Source organism: Bradyrhizobium sp. U87765 SZCCT0048 (genome assembly GCF_018131225.1).
GTDB lineage: Bacteria > Pseudomonadota > Alphaproteobacteria > Rhizobiales > Xanthobacteraceae > Bradyrhizobium_A.
In genome coordinates this window covers 2,827,768-2,847,327 of the sequence record NZ_JAFCMM010000001.1, presented here as the reverse complement: position 1 = coordinate 2,847,327, position 19,560 = coordinate 2,827,768, and the positions used below count along the sequence as shown (strand labels likewise).

The following is a 19,560-nucleotide window of genomic DNA, read 5'->3' as shown; positions in this document are numbered from 1 at the left end:
CGGGTTCCCTTAGCTGGTCGTGAATGATGGACAGCCACTGTAGCACAGATGGGCCGGAGCGAGCCCCTTTTCCAGGGCGTTGCGCGGGCCCGGCTGCGCCGCCGCGCCCGATTGGGGCAGAATCAGAACAGGTCGCCCTGGGTGTCCGCCTTCGCCGGTCGCCGCGGCGCCGCGGCCTTTGCGGTGGGGCGGCCTGCCGGAAGCGCTGAAGGCGCATGAGGCGCGTCCTGCGGTGCTGTGCCGTCGGCGGTGACGGCCACGCGACCATCGATAAACTCGAGCGTGAGGCGAGCGCCTGCTGCGACGCCGCTGGCCGCGTGCAACGGTGCGCCGCCGTCGTCGCGAACCAGCGCGAAACCGCGGGCGAGCACGCTGCGGTAGGACAGGGCGGTGAGCAACTGTCCGGCGTAGGCGACCTGGGCGCGATGGCGCTGGATCAGCGTGGCCAGCGCCCGCTGCGCCCGCTCGGCGAGCCGCACGCTGCGCTCGCGGTCGCGGGCGATGGCGCTGCGCAACGCCTGCGCGTTGGCGAGGCGCGAGGTCTTGAGGCGGATCTCGAGGCCGGCGAAGCGTTCGCGCCGTCCTCGCACCAGCGTGCGTGCGCTGTGGGACAGGCGGTCGCCGGTCACGGTCAGCCGTTGCGTCGCATGGTCGACCTGGGTGCGCAGAACGCGCAGTGTCAGGCGTGCGCTCGCCTGTGCGAAACGCCGGAAGTGTGCGTGGGTGTTGCCCTTGAGCGCGCGCGGCAGCGCGGCGCCCGCACCGTCGAGGCGCTGGCGTGGAATGGCCAGCAGTTCGCCCGCGGCCGGCAGCGCCCGTGCGGCGCTGCGCAGTTCGCTGCGGCGATGCTCCTGGGCGCGCTGCCAGCTGGCGAAGCTGCGGCGCGCCAGCGTGGCGACCTCGACGGCGAGTTCGGCCCGCACCGGTACGGCCATCTCGGCCGCAGCTGTCGGTGTGGGGGCACGGCGATCGGCGGCGAAATCGATCAGCGTAACGTCGGTCTCGTGGCCGACGGCCGAGATCAGCGGAATGAGGCTGTCGGCGGCGGCCCGCACGACGATCTCCTCGTTGAACGACCACAGGTCCTCCAGCGAGCCGCCGCCGCGCGCAACGATCAGCAGGTCGGGACGCGGGATGCGGCCGTGCTCGGGCAGAGCGTTGAAACCGCGAATGGCGGAGGCGATCTGTTCGGCTGAGCCTTCGCCCTGCACGCGCACCGGCCAGACCAGGACGCGGCGTGGGAAACGATCCTCGAGGCGGTGCAGGATGTCGCGGATCACCGCGCCGGTCGGTGAGGTGACGACGCCGATCACCTCCGGCAGCCATGGCAGCAGCTGCTTGCGGGCCTCGTCGAACAGGCCTTCGGCGGCGAGCTTGCGCTTGCGTTCTTCCATCAGCGCCATCAGGGCGCCGACGCCGGCCGGCTCCAGTGCCTCGATGACGATCTGGTACTTCGACGAGCCGGGATAGGTGGTCAGCTTGCCGGTGGCGATGACCTCGAGGCCCTCCTGGGGCTTGAACCGCATCCGGCCGTGGACGCCCTTCCAGATCACGGCCTCGATCTTCGAGCTGGCGTCCTTGAGCGCGAAATAGCAGTGGCCCGACGAATGCGGGCCGCGAAAGCCGGAAATCTCGCCGCGGACCCGGACATGGCTGTAGGCGTCCTCCACCGTCCGCTTCAGCGCAGACGATAGCTCGGAAACAGTGAATTCCGGGGCGTTCAGCAATGGCGCATGGGACGCGTCAGACATTCGAATCGGGCCTTCCAGCAGTTGGGCCGGAAGGTAAGCCCTCCGCAGGGGTCAGCCAATGCGACATTGAAAAATAGAGAACTCTGTAGTATAGAGTTATCTGTTGAGCGCGATGTGCGTTCTCGATCGGTCGAGGTCTCCCATGTCCATCTCGTTGATCTTCAGGGTGTTTGTTGGTGCTCTGGCGCTGTTCGGTCTGTCGGCCGGGGTGATCGTCCTGATGCTGGCGAGCCCGCTGCGGCGCCCGCCCGAGCTGGCGTCGATCTCCGAGGCACGCAAGACGCTCGATCTCAGCCAGTTACCGCCGCTCGACCGCATCCAGGCCCGTGACGGCACCGAGCTCGCCTACCGCCATTACGCGGCCATCGGGCCGGCTGCGGCGAGCGTGGCGGTGGTCGTGCATGGCTCATCGGGATCGAGCCGCGGCGCGGTCCACGTGCTGTCGCAGGCGCTGGCGGCGCGCGGCGTCGAGAGCTATGCGCTGGACATCCGTGGCCATGGCGCCTCGGGTACGCGCGGCGACATCGGCCATGCCGGGCAGTTGCAGGACGATCTCGCGGATGTGGTCGCCGAAATCCGCAAGGCTCATCCGGACGCGCCGCTGACCTTGATCGGCCACTCCTCGGGCGGCGGCTTCGCGCTGCGCATGGCCGGCTCGCCCATCCAGGGTGCCTTCGCCCGCACGGTCCTGCTGGCGCCCTATCTCGGCTACGACGCGCCGACCAGCCGGCCGAACGCGGGCGGCTGGGCGCAGGCCGACATTCCGCGGGTGATCGCCGCTCTGCTGCTGAACAGGCTCGGCGTCACCTGGGCGGACGCGCTGCCGGTGCTCGCCTTCGCGGTGCCGCCCAATGCTGAGCGGCGGCTGACGACCGTGTATTCGTTTCGCCTGATGCGCGACTTCGCCGCCTCCAGCGATTTCCGCCGCGATGTGGCGGCGGCGCGAGGGCCGCTCACGCTATTCGCGGGCGTCGCCGACGAACTGATGCTGGCCGATAAATACCAGGAGGCGCTCGGCGCGCGCATCAAGGTTCACCTCGTCGATGGCATCGATCACATGGGCATCGTCGGCCATCCCGCGGCGGCGGCCATGATCGCCGACGATGTTGCGCGGTCGGATCTGCGGTCGTGAGGCCGGCGATGCGTGGCCGCGCCGATTCTCTCCCCGTTGAGGAACGGCAGGGGTTGCGCCACAACAGCGATCATCAGGATTTCGAGGCCAGCGAGTCGTGACGAATATCGATCGAAAACAGGCGGCGGAAGCGCTGAGCGACATCGAGGCGATCGCGCATCGTGTACGCCAGTCGCAGTTCTACCGGACCTCCAGCCTGCTGCTGGTGATGTGGGGCGTGCTGGTCGCCATCGGCTATGTCGTGGCCTACGTCCGGCCGCACGGCGCCGGATATGGCTGGCTGGCGGTCTATGTCCTGGGCATCGCCGGCAGCTTCGTTGTCAGCGCGTTCGAGTACACGCGCTCGCGCGTGCGGGCATTCGACGGCCGGATGTTCGCGGCTTTCCTGCTGTTCGTCGGCTTCGGCCTGCTGTGGACGCTCGGTCTTGCGCATTTCACGCCGCGGCAACTCAGCGCGTTCTGGCCGACCTACTTCATGCTGGCCTACGGCATCGCAGGCTTGTGGATCGGACCGGCCTTCGTCGGCATCGCGCTGTCGATCATCTCGCTGACCCTCGTCGGCTACGTCTGGAGCGGCCCGTGGTTCGACCTGTGGATGGCGTTCGTCAACGGCGGCGGACTGATCCTCGGTGGCCTGTGGATGCGGCGGGACTGACGCCATGGCGGAACTCGACGACATCATCCACCAGCCGCTGCGGCTGCGCATCATGGCAGCGCTGAACGCCCTGCCGGTGGGCGAGGGGCTGGAATTCGTGCGGCTGAAAAAGCTGACCGGGGCGACCGACGGCAATCTCGGCGCCCATATCGAGACCCTGGCGAAGGCCGCCTATGTCGATGTCGACAAGTCGTTCGTCGGCAAGAAACCCCAGACCCGGGTGTCCGCCACGGCGGCCGGCCGGGGCGCCTTCGCCCGCCATGTCGCCCTGCTGCGGCAGATCATCGACGGCGGCGAGAGCTGAAACCGCCTCTTGTGTCGCCCGTCCCGACCCGCTAACCGGGCGTGGCAGGAGATCGCCATGAATATTCTTCTTCTCGGGTCGGGCGGGCGCGAACACGCGCTGGCCTGGAAAATCGCCGGCTCGCCGCTGGTCAGCAAGCTGTGGTGCGCGCCGGGCAACGCCGGCATCGCGCGCGAGGCCGAATGCGTCGCCCTCGATGTCGCCGACCATGCCGCGGTGATCGCCTTCTGCAAGGCCAACAAGGTCGACCTGGTGGTCGTGGGGCCCGAGGCGCCGCTCGCCGCAGGAATCGCCGACGATCTCGCTGCAGCCGGCATCAAGGCGTTCGGTCCGAGCAAGGCCGCCTCGCAGCTCGAGAGCTCGAAGGGCTTCACCAAGGATCTGTGCAAGGCCAACAACATCCCGACCGCGGCCTATGAGCGCTTCCGCGACGTCGATGCCGCCAAGGCCTATATCCGTGCCAAGGGCGCGCCGATCGTGATCAAGGCCGATGGCCTCGCTGCAGGCAAGGGCGTCGTCGTCGCCATGACCCTCGCCGAGGCGGAAGCGGCGATCGACATGATGCTCGGTGGCGGCTTCGGCGCCGCCGGTGCGGAGGCGGTGGTCGAGGAGTTCATGACCGGCGAGGAAGCCTCGTTCTTCGTGCTGTGCGACGGCGACAATGCGCTGGCGCTCGCCACCGCGCAGGACCACAAGCGCGTCTTCGATGGCGACAAGGGACCGAACACCGGCGGCATGGGCGCCTATTCGCCGGCGCCGGTGATGACCGACGCGATGTGCCAGCGCACCATGGACGAGATCATCCTGCCGACGTTGCGGGCGATGAAGGCCAGGGGCATGCCGTACAAGGGCGTGCTGTTCGCCGGCCTGATGATCACGGCGGATGGCCCCAGGCTGATCGAATACAATGTCCGCTTCGGCGATCCGGAATGCCAGGTGCTGATGCTGCGGATGATGTCGGATCTCGTGCCGGCGCTGCTCGCGGCCTGCGATGGCCAGCTCAAGCATTTCGACCTGCGCTGGTATCCCGACGCGGCGCTGACCGTGGTGATGGCCGCGAAGGGCTATCCCGGCGATTACGCCAAGGGCACCGTGATCGAGGGCCTCGACGCTGCGGCCGCGGTCGACGGTGTCGAGATCTTCCATGCCGGCACCAGGGCTGACGGCGACCGCATCCTCGCCAATGGCGGACGCGTGCTCAATGTCACCGCGCGCGGCGCGAGCGTGCGCGCGGCGCAGGCGAGCGCCTACCAGGCGGTCGATCGTATCCGCTGGCCCGACGGCTTCTGCCGCCGCGACATCGGCTGGCAGGCGGTGGCGCGGGAGTCCTGAGCCCGGCGGCGGCGCGGGAACAGCTCCGCGCCGCGGAGCGTTGCCAGCTGGCCGCGGGGATGGCACTCATGCCGTCCCGTTCGTGTGCCGTGAGGTGCCGTCATGTCCGATCTCGCCGACCTGTTTCCGGGATTTGCATCCGAGTGGATCGCGACCAGCCGCGGTCGCATCTTCGCGCGCATCGGCGGCAACGGGCCGCCGTTGATGCTGCTGCACGGGTATCCGCAGACCCACGTGATGTGGCACAAGGTGGCGCCGCAGCTCGCCGGCCGCTTCACGCTCGTCATTCCCGATCTGCCCGGTTACGGCTGGTCGGATGTGCCGAAGACCGACGCCGACCACACGCCATTCACCAAACGCGCGATGGCGCAGGCGATGATCGAGGTGATGGACAAGTTCGGCCATGCGCAGTTCATGCTCGCCGGCCATGATCGCGGCGGCCGGGTGACCTATCGCCTCGCGCTCGATCATCCCGGCCGGCTGTCACGGCTCGCCACGCTCGATATCCTGCCGACCTATGATTACTGGGCGAAGATGGACCGCGCGTTCGGTCTGCGCGCCTATCACTGGCTGTTCCTGGCGCAGCCGTCGCCGCTGCCGGAAAAGCTGATCCAGTCCGATCCGGATGGCTATTTCGGGCCCATCTTCCAGGGCTGGGCGAAGAAGGACGTGCCGAACCCGTTCGATCCGCGGGCGGTGGCGCACTATCTCACGGCGCTGCGCGATCCCCTGCGCATCCATGCCGCGTGCGAGGATTATCGCGCCGGCGCTTACGCCGATCTCGAGCACGACACGGCGGACCGCAACGCCGGCAAGACGATCACCGCACCGCTCCTCGCGCTGTGGGGCGCGGCGGGCTTTGCCAGCGTCGCCGACGCGCCGCTCGATGCCTGGCGGGCGTGGGCCACCAACGTGTCCGGCGCTGCGGTCGACGCCGGGCATTTCCTGTGCGAGGAGAACCCCGATGCCACTGCATCGGCGTTGCTGAATTTCTTTTCGGAGTGAGTGATGGCGCTGCGCCCGGCGACGCGAGATGACATTCCCCGTATCATGCAGTTGCTGGCCGAGGACCAGATCAGCGAGCAGCGGGATGACCCGAACGGCGATATGACGCCGTATCTCGCGGCGTTCGACGCCATCGCGGCGGATCCGAACAACGGGCTTTACGCGTGGGAGGAAGACGGCGAGATCGTCGGCTGCTTCCAGCTCACCTTCCTGCCGGGTCTGCTGCTCAAGGGAGGATGGCACGCGCAGATCGAGGGCGTGCGGGTCGACGGCCGCTTCCGCGGCCGCAAGATCGGCGAGCAGATGCTGAGTGAAGCGGTGCGAATGTCGCAAGCGCGGCCCGACTGCCGCGTGCTGCAGCTCACCACCAACAAGGATCGCCGCGACGCTCAGCGCTTCTACCGCCGGCTTGGCTTCGTCGCCTCGCACGAGGGCATGAAGCTCAAGCTGTGATCGCGCCTGCCCAGCCCGCTAGCGGCGGGCCTTGAAGAAGTCGCGCAGCAGCGCGGCGGCCTCGGTCTCGCCGACCGCGGAATAGACCTCCGGCGCATGGTGGCAGGTCGGCGAGGCGAAGAAGCGCACCCCGGATTCCACCGCGCCGCCCTTGGGATCGGCCGCGCCGTAGTACAGGCGGCGGATTCGGGCAAAGGAGATGGCGCCGGCGCACATGGTGCAGGGTTCCAGCGTGACGTAGAGGTCGCAGTCGACCAGCCGCTCGCTACCCAGCGCGGCGGCCGCTTCACGGATCGCCAGGATTTCGGCGTGCGCCGAGGGATCGCGGTCAGTCAGGGTGCGGTTTCCGGCCCGGGCGATGACCTGACCGTCCCGGACAACGACGCAGCCGATCGGCACTTCGCCGCTGTTTCCGGCGATTTTGGCCTGATTCAGGGCCAAATCCATGAAAGATTGTGCGCTCATACCTCGTCTCGGGCCGATAACTCTGATAGAGCATGCCCGGACAGCGGTTGTCCGAACCGATCATGCTCAAAAAGCCAGTCGCCATGGTCTGGTCCGACAAGGTCGGATCGGGACTTGGCGGTCGTTACCATTTACCGTGAGAGACGTCATGCCCCGCGACCGGGATACCAGCAAACCAGCTCCGCGCGGCGCCCGCGCCCGCCCCGGCGGCAAGGGGCGCGACGGCGGCGAGCGGCCGGCCCGCAGCGGGGGCAAGGACTTCGGCGAGCGTAAATCCTTCGGCGAAAAGAAGCCGTATGGGGCCAAGAAGACGTTTGGCGATAAGAAGGCGTTCGGCGACAAGAAGCCCTATGGGGACAAGGCGTCGGGCGGCAAGCGGCCGTTCGCGGCCAAGGGGCCGCGCTCGCGCGACGACCGCGATCGTCCGCGTCCGCGCTTCGATCGCGACGACCGGCCCGATCATGGCTCGCGCAAGCCGTTCCGGCCGCGCGAGGAGCGGAGTGGCGACGACCGTCCACGTTTCAAGCCGCGTGAGGAACGGGGCGGAGAGGAACGTCCGCGTTTCCGGCGCGATGATCGTGGCGGTGAGGATCGTCCGCGTTTCAAGCCGCGCGAGGATCGTGGCGACCGCCCGTTCAAGCCGCGCGACCGCGACGATCGCGCACCGCGCGGCGAGGGGCGCCCGGCAGGACGGTTCTCCGAAGCCAAGTTCGGCGACAAGCGCCCGTTCAAGGGCAAGGGCGAGGGCTTCCGCAAGGACGGCGACCGTCCGCGCAGCGGCGGTTTCCGCCGCGACGACGGTGACAAGCCGTTCAGCCGTGGCCCGCGCAAGCCGCGCGAGGATTTCGCCGGGCCCGACCGCAGTGGCGAGAAGCCGTGGCAGCGGCGCGAGCGACCGCAGGGCGAGCGTCAAGAGGGGCCGCGTGATGATGTTCGTCGCCGTGACGGCGACGAGCGTCCGCGCTTTTCGCGCCCCCGCGACGATCGCGACGGTGGCGACCGCCCGAGGTTTGATCGGTCTGATCGTCCCAAGTTCGATCGTGCGCGTTCGGATCGTCCCCAGTCCGAGCGCTTCAAATCCGATCGCCCGCGCGGCGAGCGCCGCGACTGGCAGGAGCATCCCCGCAGCGAGGGCCGCGACGAGCGTCCGCGCGGCGAGGCGGACGAGTCCCGCATTTTCGTCAAGCGGCCGGCCTTCGGCGGACGCGGCGCCTATCGCGAGCGCAAGCCGGAGACTGATCGGCGCAGCAAGCGTCCGGCCGTCCCGGAGGCCAAGAAGTCCGGCGAGCGCATCGCCAAGCGGCTGGCGCGCGCCGGGCTGTGCTCGCGCCGCGACGCCGAGGAATGGATCACGCAGGGGCGCGTCACGGTCAACGGCCGCGTCCTGACCTCGCCGGCGCTCGACGTCACCGAACGCGACGTCATCCTGGTCGACGGCAAGCCGTTGCCGGAGCGCGAGCGCACGCGGCTGTTTCTGTACCACAAGCCGCGCGGCCTCATGACCACCCATGCCGATCCGGAAGGACGGCCGACGGTGTTCGACAATCTGCCGGAACATCTACCGCGCCTGATCAGCATCGGACGGCTCGATTTCAACACCGAAGGCCTGCTGCTGCTGACCAATGACGGCGGCCTCGCCCGTGCGCTCGAACTGCCGGAGACCGGGTGGCTGCGGCGCTATCGCGTCCGTGCGCACGGCACCGTGACCCAGGCCCAGCTCGACGAACTGCGCAACGGCGTCGAGGTCGATGGCGTCAAGTACGGTTCGATCGATGCCCAGCTCGAGCACGACCAGGGCGCCAACGTCTGGATCGTGTTCGCGATCCGCGAAGGCAAGAACCGCGAAGTGCGCAACGTTCTGGCGCATCTCGGCCTCGAGGTGAACCGCCTGATCCGTGTGTCCTACGGTCCGTTCCAGCTCGCCGAGCTTGGCGAGGGCGAGGTCGACGAGGTCAAGACCCGCGTGCTGCGCGAGCAGCTCGGCGACAAGGTCATCGAACTCGCCGGTGCCGAATTCAATGCATCGTCGCGTCCGAGCAAGATCAGCGAAGGTGCAGAGCGCGTGCACGAGGACACGCCGGTGAAACGCAAGCGCAGCGTGGTCGCCGACCGCAAGGGGCGTCGCGTGCTCGTCGAACGTTCGGGCGAACAGGATGAGGATGCCGAAGCGCGTCCCTATCGCCGCCCCAAGCGCACCTATCACGGCAAGCGCGAACTCGAGCCGAAGGACTGACCGGTGCGGGTTGTCGGCGGACGGCTGCGCGGCCGCACCATCGCGTCGCCCACTTCGCGTGACATCCGCCCGACGGCGGACCGGCTGCGCGAGTCGCTGTTCAATATCCTCGCCCACGCTTACGGCGATCCCGTCGAGGGCGCGCGCGTGCTCGACCTGTTTGCGGGCACCGGTGCGCTCGGCATCGAGGCGCTGTCGCGCGGCGCCGCGTTCGTGCTGTTCGTCGACAACGGCGCCGAGGCGCGCGCACTGCTGCGGCAGAACGTCGAGGCGCTCGGGCTTGGCGGTGTCTCCAAGGTCTATCGCCGGGATGCGACGGAGCCGGGGCCAGCGCATCCGATGGAGCCGTTCTCGCTCGCCTTTCTCGATCCGCCCTACGGCAAGGGGCTTGCCGACAAGGCTGTTGTGGCGCTGCGCGACGGTGGCTGGCTGGGGCCGGGCGCGCTCGTCGTCGTCGAAGAAGCGAAGGCTGCGGGGTTTGCCGCGCCCGAGGGGTTCGAAGAGCTCGAGCGCCGCGCCTACGACGACACCGAGTTCTTCATCATGCGGGCGCGGTCCGTATAAAGAAACTATTTTAGGCGCATCCACATACCGCGATGTGCGGTCTTGTCGAGCTTGCCATCTCTCACCAAACTATCGCCTGCCCACCGCATATCGTACTGCCAAGTATAGAAGAATTCGCCAGACCCTTTCAGTTGAGGCTCGTAATTCTCCCATATGTATCTTGCGATCTTCGGAATTGAGAGGCTATCGCCCGGCTTTCCAATCGCGTCGAGAATTATTGATTTAAGATCCTGGCGGTTCATTCGTGCTCCCCAAAGCTGCATTTTCTTTGCGAACGATAGCCGCGGTAAACGGCTGCAATTTTTCCGCCTGCTGGGCTCGTGGCGTCGTGTAAGACTAAAGCAGAATGTTGGATCAGGAACCGAAAAACTGGAAATCGGCTTTTGTGGAATGCGAGGTAAATCTTAGTGCTTCGTAGCGTTCGTCGGCGCATGGGCCCATAGTGTGGACGAAGTGCGGGCGTGAGCTGAGATCGATTGCCTGTGATGTGGGCTCTCTTTTGACGTTGCGTGGCTAGTTTTCAAGTAAGTTTTCTCTTCGTCCTGTTGGCTCGGCTGACTCCGGAGGAGATAGATGAAGGCAACCGTTTTTCGCCTCCCATGCCCTACGTGTGGAGAGCTATTTTCTCTTGCCGGTCGAGACATAAGGCGCAACTCAAATTTAGTGCTTACCTGCGAACGCTGCGGTCAAAAACACCTTGCGCTTAATGATATGCAGATGGCTGTCTACAGGAAGATGAAAGAGTTGGGTTATGAGGTGGGAGATCCCCCCACAACTGAGCCGCTTGAACCTATTCGAACGTTTCCGACTAATGATGGTCGTGAACTCGTACTTAGACGAAACAAAACGACTGGACCGACAATTTACTATAGGCGATTAAAGCGCCAAAAGCCTACGGGTAAGTAAGCTAGGGTGAGCTTCTCAAAATTGCAGATCTGTACAAGGCGATGTCGCGCTGCCGTTTAGCGCCGCCCGAACAGCCGCTCGATATCGCCGAGCTTGAGTTCGACGTAGGTCGGCCGGCCGTGATTGCACTGGCCGGAATTCGGCGTCACTTCCATCTCGCGCAGCAGCGCGTTCATTTCCTCGGGCTTGAGCACCCGCCCGGCGCGCACCGAGCCGTGGCAGGCCATGGTGGCGGCGACATGCATCAGTCGACGTTCCAGCGGCAGCGCCTCGTCCCACTCCGCCATGTGATCGGCGAGGTCACGCAACAGCGCACGGGCGTCGGTCTTGCCGAGCAGCGACGGCGTTTCGCGCACCGCGACGGCGCCCGGGCCGAAGGATTCGATGACCAGGCCGAACTGCTCGAGCTCGCTCGCGCGCCCGGCCAGCTTCTCGACCGTCGCCTCGTCGAGCTCGACGATCTCGGGGATCAGCAGGATCTGGCGCTGCACGCCATCGCGGGCCAGCGATGCCTTGAGCTTTTCGTAGACGATGCGCTCGTGGGCGGCGTGCTGGTCGATGACGACGAGGCCGTCGCGGGTCTGCGACACGATGTAGGTTTCGTGGATCTGGGTTCGCGCGGCGCCGAGCGGACGGTCGAGCAGGTCGGCGGGGGCTGGCGCGGCTGCAGCGCGAATGTCGGCGGACGGCGCGCCGACGTCGAACACCGGCTGGGGCGGCGCGGCGAAGCCGGCTTCCACGAAAGGCCGTTCGGCGGCGCCATCGTAGGCGGCGGCCGGCATCGGCGGCGCCGCCGGTGAGCGCTGCCAATCCCAGTTCATCGGCCGGCTGGCGCCGGGGCGGAACGCCATCACGGCCGCCTCGCCGCCATTGGCGGCGGTGCGGCGGCCTTCGCGCGCGAGGCCGTCCTTCAGCGCATGGACGATCAGCGCGCGCACGAGGCCGGCATTGCGGAAGCGCACTTCGGTCTTGGCCGGATGGACGTTGGCGTCGACTTCCTGCGGATCGAGAGTGACGAACAGCGCGACCACCGGGTGGCGGTCACGCGGCAGGTAGTCGGAATAGGCGGCGCGGACCGCGCCGAGGATCAGCTTGTCGCGCACCGGTCGGCCGTTGACGAACAGATATTGTCCCAGCGCATTGGCGCGAGTCAGCGCCGGGGCCGCGGCATAGCCTTCGACCAGCGTACCCTCGCGCTCGGCACGGACCTCGATGGCGCAGGCGCGGAAGTCGCTGCCCAGAATGTCGCCGAGGCGCGTCAGTCGTCCGGCGGCGCCGGGCAGCGCGGCGGCCCAGGTCACGGGCGCGCGCTCCTCGCCGGCCAGGCCGAAGGCGATGTCGGGCCGCGCCATGGCGAGCCGCCGCACGGTCTCGCGGATCGCTTCGGCCTCGGTGCGGTCGGTTTTGAGGAACTTCAGACGGGCGGGGGTGGCGAAGAACAGGTCGCTGACTTCGACGCGGGTCCCTTGAGCCAGGGCGGCCGGTGCGATCTCCGACTTGACCCCGCCTTCGACGCCGAGCGCCCAAGCGTGGGGCTCGCTGGCGTGCCGCGTGGTGATCGACAGCCGTGCCACGGCGCCGATCGAAGGCAGCGCCTCGCCGCGAAAGCCAAGGGTGCGGATGCGCAGCAGGTCTTCATCGTCGAGCTTGGAGGTGGCGTGGCGGTCGACGGCGAGGGCAAGGTCGGCGTGGGTCATGCCGTGCCCGTCGTCGGTGATCGCGATGCGGCGCCGCCCGCCGCCTTCGGTGAAGATGTCGACCCGGCTGGCGCCGGCATCGATGGCGTTCTCGACCAGTTCCTTGACCGCGCTCGCCGGCCGTTCGACCACCTCGCCGGCGGCGATGCGGTTGACGATGGCTTCAGGCAACTGACGGACAGGCATGGAAAACCCGGCGACTCGCAAGGAAACAGACCGCCTAATCTAGGGGCTTTGCCACGCTGGCGGGAGGCCGCCGCCGCGCTTATCCCGCGCGTCGAAGCGCCTCCGTGGCTTGCGGCAGGCGGGCCAGTTCCTGGTCGAGATCCTGCGCCAGCGCGGCCGAAATCGGGGTCAGTGGCAGGCGGCATTCCGGGGATGCGATCAGGCCCTGGCGCCACAGCGCATACTTGAGCGGAACCGGATTGGGTTCCCCGAACAGCTTGCCGACCAGCCGCGAAAGCGGCGTCCAGCGGGCCAGCGCGTCGTGCTGGTCGTTGGCGGCCATCCGCTCGGCGACCGCCACGAAGGCGTCGGTCGCCAGGTGACAGGACGCGAGGATGCCGCCGTCGGCGCCGTTGGCGAGCATGGTGAGGAACAGGGCGTCCTCGCCCGTCAGGACCGAGAAGCCCCATGGACGCAGCGCCAGCAGCTCCAGCGACTGGGTGAGGCTGCCCGAGCTGTCCTTGATGCCGACGATGTTGGGTTGCTCGGCGAGCCGCAGCACGGTGTCGTTGGCGAGGTTGATCGAGGTCCGGTAGGGGATGTTGTAGATCAGGATCTTGCGATCGGTCTCGCCGGCAATCGCCGTGAAGTGCGCGCGCAGGCCGTCCTGGGTCGGGCGGTTGTAGTACGGGCATACCGACAGGATGCCGTCGAACGGATGGGCGGACAGCCGCCGCACGGCCCGGATGACCTTGTGCGTGGCATTGCCGCCGATGCCGACGAACACCGGGACGCGGCCGGCGACGGCGGCGACGGTCTCGGCCACCATGGTCTCGATCTCGTCGTCGTCGAGGGTGGGCGATTCCCCGGTGGTGCCGAGCGGGATGAAGCCGGCGACGCCCTGTGCGAGCAGGTGCTCGATCAGCCGCCGCGTGCTGGCGATGTCCAGCCGGCCGTCCCGGAAGGGCGTCACCAGCGGCGCCCAAACCCCTGACAATGTGGTCATGGTCGTGATCCCGTGTTGAGAGGCGCGGACCCTAGGCCGGGTTTTGGAATTATGATATCTAATGTATTTAATCGTTATATTTAGGATTCGTAATAGAATGGCCCGTGACATCGACGTCACCATCGTCCGTGCGTTCCTCGCGGTGGTCGATACTGGCAGCGTCACCCGCGCGGCCGAGCTGCTCAACCTGTCGCAGGGGGCGATCAGCCAGCAGATCAGGCGGCTCGAGGAGATCGCGGGCCATCCGCTGTTCGTGCGCGCCGGGCGTCGCCTCGTGCCGGCACCCGAGGGGCGCAGCCTCGTCGCTCCGGCGACCCAGATGATCACCGCCAACGACAACCTCTGGGGGGCGCTGCGCGAGCCGCCGTTCGAGGGCGAGGTGCGCTTCGGCGCGCCCTACGACATCATCGGCAGTTACACGCCGCCGATCCTCCGCCGCTTCAGCAAGGCGTTCCCGTCGATCCGGGTGACGCTGGTCTGCCAGGACACCGTCGAACTGATGTCGGAGTTGCGCGACGGCAATCTCGACCTCGCGCTGACGACCGAACCCGGCTGCGGCAAGGGCGGCGAGACGCTGCGGATGGACCGTCTGGTGTGGGTCGGTGCGCGCGGTGGCGAGGCGCACCGCCGCGTGCCGCTGCCGGTGTCGTTCGGGGCCGAGGCCTGCATCTTCCGGCCGATCGCGATCGCGGCGCTGCGCAAGGTGCGGCGCGAATGGGTGGCGGTGTGCGAGGTCAGCAACATGGAGCCGGTGCGGGCGACGCTCGAGGCCGATCTCGCGGTGGCGCCGCTGCTCAGCCATTCGTTGCCCGACAGTCTCGAGATCCTCACCGACCGGCAATTGCCGAAGCTGCCGGAATTCAGGATCAATCTCTATCAGGCCGCCAACGCCAAGCCGGCGGTGAAGGCGTTCGCCGATCACGCGCGGCGCAGCATCTCCGCCAGCCTGTCAGGATAACGCGTCTTCGAGCGAAGCAGGCCCCGGGGGTTGACCCGGTGCGGGCAGCGGCTTCCGTGAAGAATGCGCGTCACGGCCAAAAAGCCGGAGCCTCAGTCGTCGACGCGGCCGCGCATCGCCTTGATCGAGCCGCGATGCTTCTTGCCTTCCAGCCGCCGCTTCTTGGAGCCGAGCGTCGGCCGCGTGGCGCGGCGCGGCGTCGGCCGCACCGATGCTTCGCGGATCATGTCCACCAGACGTTCGATCGCGTCCTCGCGGTTGCGTTCCTGGGTACGGTAGCGCTGGGCGTGGATGACGATGACGCCGTCCTTGGTCATGCGCTGGCCGGCGATGCGCTGCAGCCGCGCATCGACGTCCGGCGCCAGCGTCGCGCGACGCGTGTCGTAACGCAGTTGCGCCGCGGTCGACAGCTTGTTGACGTTCTGACCGCCGGGCCCCGAGGCGCGGACGAAGCTGATCTCGATATCGTTCTCGTCGATCGCGATCGAATGGGTGATCCGCAGCATGGCACAACCGGTTGTCCTGCGATCCCCGCGCGGGAATCGCCGTCCGTCACCATAGCGTGTCAGGCTGGCTGCCGTGGGCTCAATTTTTGCCGGTCGGCACCGTACTGGACGGCTCGGGCTTCGCCGACGCCTCGCTGCTGCGTCCGGCGACCGCCATCAGCAGGCCGTGGCCCCACAGTCGCCTGGCGGCGCGGCGGGCGTCGTCGAGGGTCACCGCGTCGATCAGCGCGCCGCGGCGGTCGAGATAGTCGATGCCGAGGTTGTCGAGCTGGTACTGCACCATGACGCTGGCGATCTTCGCCGAGGTGTCGAGCGCCAGCATTTGCGAACCCTTGAGGTAGGATTTGGCCTCGTCGAGCTCCTGCTGGCTCGGACCTTCCTCCGCCATGCCGCGGATCTCGGCGTCGACGGTCGCCGCTGTCTCTGCGGCACGGTCAGCGCGGGTGGCGGTCGAGCCGACGAACACGCCGGACTGGTTCATCCACACCAGCGACTCGTAGACCGAATACACGAGGCCGCGCTTCTCGCGCACCTCCTTATAGAGTCGTGAGGACAGCGCGCCGCCGCCGAGGATGTGGTTGACCACGTAAGCCGGCATGAAATCGGGATCGCTCCGCAGCAAGCCCGGGCCGCCGAACACGATGACGGTCTGCGGCACGTCGAGCGGAACCTGCACGCGCTTGGGCGGCGTCGCGGCGGCGATCGTCGGCACCGCGGTCAGGTCGGCCTTTGCGGCCAGGCCGCCGAAGGTGCGATCGAGCAGCTTGCCGAGCGCTGCAGCGTCGATGTCGCCGACCACGGCGATCTTGAGCTTGTCGCGGGCGATCACCTTGCGCTGGTAGGTGCGGAGATCATCGACCTGGATGGTCGGCAGGCTCTCGAGCGTGCCGTTGCTCGGCCGGCCGTAGGGATGGTCGCCGTAGGCGAGTTGCCAGAACGCGTTGCCTGCCAGCGTCGTCGGGGTCGTGCTGTCGCGGCGCAACTCCGAGCCGATCTGGGAGCGGATGCGTTCCACCGGCTCGCTGTCGAAGCGCGGCGCGCCGAGCGCCAGCTGCAGCAGGTCGAAGGCTTGGTCGCGGTCTTCCCTCAGCATCCGCAGCGAGCCGCGCAGGTAGTCGCGCGACGTGCTGAAGGTCATCTGGATGGCGCGGCGTTCGAGGCGATCGTGGAAGGTGCTGCTGTCGAGATCGCCAGCACCTTCGTCGAGCAGGTTGGCCAACATGTTGCTGACGCCGGGCTTGGCGGCGGGATCCTGCGCTGCGCCACCGACGAAGGCATATTCCATCGACACCAGCGGCACGGTGGCATCCTGCACGAACCACGCCTCGATGCCGCCGGGCGACACCACGCGCTGGATACGGGTCGCCGCCTGTGCCGGCGTCAAGCCGAACGGCCGCAACGCGGCCACCGCGGCGCCGGCAAGCGTGCCGCGCAGGAACTGCTGGCGAGTGATGGTCACGAGCGCTTCTCCTCGCGCCGTGGCGCGGTGTCCTTGATCAGATAGCCGGTCACCGAACGCTTCCTGTCGAGCCAGGTACGGGCGGCGTCGCGCACCTGATCTGTGGTGACGGCGCGGATGCGCTGGGGCCAGTCGATGACCTGGTCGATGTTGAGGCCGACGGTCAGCGCCGCGCCATACCAGCGCGCGAGCGTGCTCTGGCTGTCCTGGGCGTAAACCGCTTCGGCGATGAGCTGGGTCTTGGCGCGCTCCAGCGTCTCGGCCGAGACGCCATTCTGCGCGACCTCGGCAAGGACGCCGTCGACGGTCTGCTCGATCTGCGGGAAGGTGATGCCGGGCTTGGGCGACACCGAGATGGCGAACTGCGTGGCGTCGACCGCCGTGCCCTGGTACCAGGCCGCCGCGGCGACCGCGAGCGGCTTGTCCACCACCAGCGCACGGTACAGCAGGGAATTGCTGCCGCTGCCGAGCACCTGCGCCAGCACGTCGAGAGCCGGGCTGTCGGAGCCGGCTGCGGTCGCTGACGGCACGAGATAGTAGCGGCGCACGCTGGTCTGCTCGACGCGTGGATCGGCGAGCGTGACGGTGCGCGGCCCTGCCGGGGTCGGCTCCTGCGGGCGGATGCGCTTCGGCGGGATCTCCGGCTGTGCCGCGATCGGGCCGAAGGTGCGCTCGACCAGCGGGCGGATTTCGTCGGCAGTGACATCGCCGGCGAGCACCAGCGTCGCGTTGTTGGGCGCGTAGAAGCGCTTGTAGAACGCGAGCGCGTCCTCGCGGTTGAGCTTCTCGATTTCCTGGTGCCAGCCGATTACCGGCCGCCCGTAGGGGTGGTTGAGATAGAGCGCCACCATGATCTGCTCGGTGAGCCGAGCGTCCGGGCTGTTGCCGACGCGCATGTTGTACTCTTCGAGCACGACGTCGCGTTCGGGCAGCACTTCCTCGTTCTTCAGCGTCAGGCCGGTCATGCGGTCGGCCTCGAAGCCCATCATGGTGGCGAGCTGGTCGCGCGGCACGCGCTGGAAGTAGCCGGTGTAGTCGGCGGCGGTGAAGGCGTTCTCGGTGCCGCCGACCCGGACCACGGTCTTGGAGAATTCGCCGGCGGGGTGATGCGCCGTGCCCTTGAACATCAGATGTTCGAGGAAGTGCGCCAGGCCCGACTTGCCTGGTGTCTCGTCGGCGGAGCCGACCTTGTACCAGATCATCTGGGTGACCACCGGCGTGCGGTGGTCCGGGATGACCACGACCTGCAGGCCGTTGGCGAGGGTGAAGCTCGCCGGCCGCTGCGCGGTTGCGCCGTCCTGCTGCACGGCTGTGGTGTCGGGGCGTGCCGGGACTTGAGCTCCTGCAGCAACGGGAAGAAGTGACAGGCCGGCGATGGCCAGCAGCATTGCGGGGCGGATCGAAGGGAGGAGGGTCATGCTCTCGTCAGCGGCTCGCTTTCGGGTGAAATCAAGAAAGCCCGATCCCGGCCGATCGGAGATCACGGTGTCGCGAACCAACGACGTTGTGATCGGGCAGCCGCGTTGCGGCAGCCCGATGCGCGTCTGGCTCAGTTGTTCTTCTTCACGCCGCTGTTCGGGTCGAACGGGTTGGCGGCCTGCTGGTCGATCGGCTTGCGCGGCGCGCCGGTGCCGTAGGCATAGTCCGGCGACGGCGTCTGATAGCCGACCGGCGGCTGGGTCAGGTTGTCGCGGGTCGGTTCGCCCTTGAACTGGCCGATCTCGGTCGAGTTGCCCTTGAACACGCTCGAGAACATGCTGTTGCTGAAGCCGAGCTGGCCGGGGCTCAGCATCGGTCCGGTGCCGGTGCCGCCATAGGCGTCCGGCGTGCTGCCCGGCTGCTGGACGGTCGCGGTCGAGCGCGCGCCCTTGGCGCGCTTCGGCGCAAGTTCAGCCGGCGTCAGGGTCCGGCTCATTTCGAACATGTCCGGCTTGGACCGCTTGGAGGCTTCGGCAGAAGCCTTCTCGGCGGCGATCGTTGGATCCTTCGGCCAGTTCGGCGGATTGACTTCGGCCTTGGTGTCCGCGGGCGGCGGCAGGTCGGTGGTTCGCGGCACCACCAGCGGTGACCGCTCGCGGTAGTTGATGCCGCGGTTGTCCATATTGGTGCCGCCGAGGCCGGTGACAATGTTCTTGATGATGCGGTCCTCGATCGGGCCGCTGTCTTCCTCGTCGTCGTCGCCGGCACGGGCGGCGTTCGCAGCGACGCAGAGGCCGATGCCGAGCACGCACGCCGCGATGCGAAGGCCGCGTCCCCAGGACGCGGGCGACGTGGCGTCAGGCGACAAGGGCGAGAGCCGAACGGCTTCGGTTTTGCGCATCGTGCTGTATCCCGATCAAGAACTGTATGCCGCGGCCGCAGAAATAACGCTCTGCTTCAGTCGGTTAGCAGGCTTTCCGGACGACCGCCCCTGACAGGCCGTATCGGCCGGGATCAGGGCGCTTTTACGGCGGGTTTTCCGAAGAAGGAGTCATACAGGAGCCCCACCACACCGGCAACAATAGCCGCGTCGGCAAGGTTAAACACATACCAGTTGTAGGTTTTTCCGGTGATTTCGATGTGAAACAGGGCGAAATCGACCACCGCGCCGTAGGCGAAGCGGTCGATGGCGTTGCCGATGGCGCCGCCGATGATCAGCCCCAGGCCGATTGTCGCAATCAGGGTGTGGGCCCGTGTCATCCACACCGCCATCACCACGACGGCGACGGCCTTGACCAGCAGCAGCACGATCTGGCCGACGGTGCCCTGGTTCTGGAACATGCCGTAGCTGATGCCCGTGTTCCAGGCCAGCACGAGGTCGAAGAACGGCGTCACGGCAACGATGCCGCGGTGCGCGAGATCGTAGCCGAACAGCAGCCACAGCTTGACCGCCTGGTCGACCGCGAGCGTCACCACGGCGGCGGCGATGCCGGCCCGGAGGGGCGCGGCAGCGGTCGTCGGCGTGGTGCGGGCCTCGGTCATGACGGCGC

The 19,560-nt window shown here is 67.6% G+C and carries 18 protein-coding genes; 9 read left to right on the top strand and 9 right to left on the bottom strand.

What is annotated here, in order from left to right; all coding sequences use genetic code 11:
* Nucleotides 1-122: 122 nt before the first annotated feature.
* On the bottom strand, nucleotides 123-1,751 hold the full coding sequence (gene xseA / locus JQ639_RS12590; protein WP_211966416.1) for an exodeoxyribonuclease VII large subunit: 1,629 nt from the start codon (nucleotides 1,749-1,751) through the stop codon (nucleotides 123-125).
* Between the two features lie 142 nt (nucleotides 1,752-1,893).
* Between xseA and JQ639_RS12585 the strand changes: the two genes are divergently transcribed.
* The 6 genes from JQ639_RS12585 to JQ639_RS12560 all read left to right on the top strand — a co-directional run bounded on the left by JQ639_RS12585 (nucleotide 1,894) and on the right by JQ639_RS12560 (nucleotide 6,632).
* Complete coding sequence (locus tag JQ639_RS12585) at nucleotides 1,894-2,883, top strand: alpha/beta hydrolase (RefSeq protein ID WP_211966415.1); 990 nt, start codon at nucleotides 1,894-1,896, stop codon at nucleotides 2,881-2,883.
* A 97-nt stretch (nucleotides 2,884-2,980) separates the two neighbouring features.
* Complete coding sequence (locus JQ639_RS12580) at nucleotides 2,981-3,538, top strand: hypothetical protein (protein ID WP_211966414.1); 558 nt, start codon at nucleotides 2,981-2,983, stop codon at nucleotides 3,536-3,538.
* A 4-nt stretch (nucleotides 3,539-3,542) separates the two neighbouring features.
* Entirely contained in the window at nucleotides 3,543-3,842 is a 300-nt protein-coding gene (locus JQ639_RS12575; protein WP_211966413.1) for a winged helix-turn-helix domain-containing protein, read from the top strand.
* A 57-nt stretch (nucleotides 3,843-3,899) separates the two neighbouring features.
* Nucleotides 3,900-5,174, top strand: a complete 1,275-nt coding sequence (purD, locus tag JQ639_RS12570) for a phosphoribosylamine--glycine ligase (RefSeq protein WP_211966412.1) — start codon at nucleotides 3,900-3,902, stop codon at nucleotides 5,172-5,174.
* A gap of 102 nt (nucleotides 5,175-5,276) precedes the next feature.
* Nucleotides 5,277-6,179 (top strand): alpha/beta fold hydrolase, encoded by a 903-nt coding sequence (locus tag JQ639_RS12565; protein ID WP_211966411.1) that lies wholly within the window; start codon nucleotides 5,277-5,279, stop codon nucleotides 6,177-6,179.
* Between the two features lie 3 nt (nucleotides 6,180-6,182).
* The gene (locus tag JQ639_RS12560) at nucleotides 6,183-6,632 is read left to right on the top strand and encodes a GNAT family N-acetyltransferase (protein ID WP_211966410.1); all 450 of its coding nucleotides are present in this window, start codon (nucleotides 6,183-6,185) and stop codon (nucleotides 6,630-6,632) included.
* 18 nt (nucleotides 6,633-6,650) lie between these two features.
* Here the strand turns inward: JQ639_RS12560 and JQ639_RS12555 are convergent, their stop codons facing one another.
* The gene (locus JQ639_RS12555) at nucleotides 6,651-7,097 is read right to left on the bottom strand and encodes a nucleoside deaminase (protein ID WP_211966409.1); all 447 of its coding nucleotides are present in this window, start codon (nucleotides 7,095-7,097) and stop codon (nucleotides 6,651-6,653) included.
* Between the two features lie 148 nt (nucleotides 7,098-7,245).
* On the opposite strand from JQ639_RS12555, the gene JQ639_RS12550 reads away from it, so the two are divergent.
* Together JQ639_RS12550 and rsmD are read left to right on the top strand one after the other, a co-directional pair.
* Nucleotides 7,246-9,330 carry a pseudouridine synthase gene (locus JQ639_RS12550; protein WP_211966408.1) on the top strand — a complete coding sequence of 695 codons (2,085 nt, stop codon included), beginning with the start codon at nucleotides 7,246-7,248 and terminating at the stop codon, nucleotides 9,328-9,330.
* Nucleotides 9,331-9,333: 3 nt separating this feature from the next.
* Complete coding sequence (gene rsmD / locus JQ639_RS12545; protein ID WP_211966407.1) at nucleotides 9,334-9,894, top strand: 16S rRNA (guanine(966)-N(2))-methyltransferase RsmD; 561 nt, start codon at nucleotides 9,334-9,336, stop codon at nucleotides 9,892-9,894.
* A 962-nt stretch (nucleotides 9,895-10,856) separates the two neighbouring features.
* Here rsmD and mutL read toward each other — a convergent pair.
* Together mutL and dapA are read right to left on the bottom strand one after the other, a co-directional pair.
* Nucleotides 10,857-12,683 (bottom strand): DNA mismatch repair endonuclease MutL, encoded by a 1,827-nt coding sequence (mutL, locus tag JQ639_RS12540; protein WP_211966405.1) that lies wholly within the window; start codon nucleotides 12,681-12,683, stop codon nucleotides 10,857-10,859.
* Between the two features lie 79 nt (nucleotides 12,684-12,762).
* On the bottom strand, nucleotides 12,763-13,668 hold the full coding sequence (gene dapA / locus JQ639_RS12535; RefSeq protein WP_211966404.1) for a 4-hydroxy-tetrahydrodipicolinate synthase: 906 nt from the start codon (nucleotides 13,666-13,668) through the stop codon (nucleotides 12,763-12,765).
* A gap of 97 nt (nucleotides 13,669-13,765) precedes the next feature.
* Here dapA and JQ639_RS12530 point away from each other — a divergent pair, with 97 nt between their 5' ends.
* Nucleotides 13,766-14,626: a LysR family transcriptional regulator gene (locus JQ639_RS12530; protein ID WP_211966403.1), complete on the top strand. Its 861-nt coding sequence runs from the start codon at nucleotides 13,766-13,768 to the stop codon at nucleotides 14,624-14,626.
* Nucleotides 14,627-14,718: 92 nt separating this feature from the next.
* Here JQ639_RS12530 and arfB read toward each other — a convergent pair whose 3' ends face one another.
* From arfB to lspA, 5 genes are all read right to left on the bottom strand, one after another.
* Nucleotides 14,719-15,132, bottom strand: coding sequence for an alternative ribosome rescue aminoacyl-tRNA hydrolase ArfB (gene arfB, locus JQ639_RS12525; RefSeq protein ID WP_211966402.1), 414 nt, complete (start codon nucleotides 15,130-15,132; stop codon nucleotides 14,719-14,721).
* 79 nt (nucleotides 15,133-15,211) lie between these two features.
* A complete protein-coding gene (locus JQ639_RS12520; protein ID WP_371745070.1) occupies nucleotides 15,212-16,585 on the bottom strand; it encodes a M16 family metallopeptidase in 1,374 nt (457 codons plus the stop codon).
* A gap of 2 nt (nucleotides 16,586-16,587) precedes the next feature.
* Nucleotides 16,588-18,009, bottom strand: a complete 1,422-nt coding sequence (locus JQ639_RS12515; RefSeq protein ID WP_249123066.1) for a M16 family metallopeptidase — start codon at nucleotides 18,007-18,009, stop codon at nucleotides 16,588-16,590.
* Nucleotides 18,010-18,140: 131 nt separating this feature from the next.
* The gene (locus tag JQ639_RS12510) at nucleotides 18,141-18,911 is read right to left on the bottom strand and encodes a hypothetical protein (protein ID WP_249123065.1); all 771 of its coding nucleotides are present in this window, start codon (nucleotides 18,909-18,911) and stop codon (nucleotides 18,141-18,143) included.
* Nucleotides 18,912-19,024: 113 nt separating this feature from the next.
* Entirely contained in the window at nucleotides 19,025-19,552 is a 528-nt protein-coding gene (gene lspA, locus JQ639_RS12505) for a signal peptidase II (protein ID WP_211966401.1), read from the bottom strand.
* Nucleotides 19,553-19,560 lie beyond the last annotated feature (8 nt).

Excerpts from the sequence above, each read along its gene's own strand:
- JQ639_RS12575 (WP_211966413.1), top strand. The coding sequence starts at position 3,543 with ATGGCGGAACTCGACGACATCATCCACCAGCCGCTGCGGCTGCGCATC.
- JQ639_RS12555 (WP_211966409.1), bottom strand. The coding sequence starts at position 7,097 with ATGAGCGCACAATCTTTCATGGATTTGGCCCTGAATCAGGCCAAAATC.
- JQ639_RS12550 (WP_211966408.1), top strand. The coding sequence starts at position 7,246 with ATGCCCCGCGACCGGGATACCAGCAAACCAGCTCCGCGCGGCGCCCGC.
- JQ639_RS12565 (WP_211966411.1), top strand. The coding sequence starts at position 5,277 with ATGTCCGATCTCGCCGACCTGTTTCCGGGATTTGCATCCGAGTGGATC.
- purD (WP_211966412.1), top strand. The coding sequence starts at position 3,900 with ATGAATATTCTTCTTCTCGGGTCGGGCGGGCGCGAACACGCGCTGGCC.
- lspA (WP_211966401.1), bottom strand. The coding sequence starts at position 19,552 with ATGACCGAGGCCCGCACCACGCCGACGACCGCTGCCGCGCCCCTCCGG.
- arfB (WP_211966402.1), bottom strand. The coding sequence starts at position 15,132 with ATGCTGCGGATCACCCATTCGATCGCGATCGACGAGAACGATATCGAG.
- mutL (WP_211966405.1), bottom strand. The coding sequence starts at position 12,683 with ATGCCTGTCCGTCAGTTGCCTGAAGCCATCGTCAACCGCATCGCCGCC.
- JQ639_RS12510 (WP_249123065.1), bottom strand. The coding sequence starts at position 18,911 with ATGCGCAAAACCGAAGCCGTTCGGCTCTCGCCCTTGTCGCCTGACGCC.
- dapA (WP_211966404.1), bottom strand. The coding sequence starts at position 13,668 with ATGACCACATTGTCAGGGGTTTGGGCGCCGCTGGTGACGCCCTTCCGG.
- xseA (WP_211966416.1), bottom strand. The coding sequence starts at position 1,751 with ATGTCTGACGCGTCCCATGCGCCATTGCTGAACGCCCCGGAATTCACT.
- JQ639_RS12515 (WP_249123066.1), bottom strand. The coding sequence starts at position 18,009 with ATGACCCTCCTCCCTTCGATCCGCCCCGCAATGCTGCTGGCCATCGCC.
- JQ639_RS12585 (WP_211966415.1), top strand. The coding sequence starts at position 1,894 with ATGTCCATCTCGTTGATCTTCAGGGTGTTTGTTGGTGCTCTGGCGCTG.
- JQ639_RS12530 (WP_211966403.1), top strand. The coding sequence starts at position 13,766 with ATGGCCCGTGACATCGACGTCACCATCGTCCGTGCGTTCCTCGCGGTG.
- JQ639_RS12560 (WP_211966410.1), top strand. The coding sequence starts at position 6,183 with ATGGCGCTGCGCCCGGCGACGCGAGATGACATTCCCCGTATCATGCAG.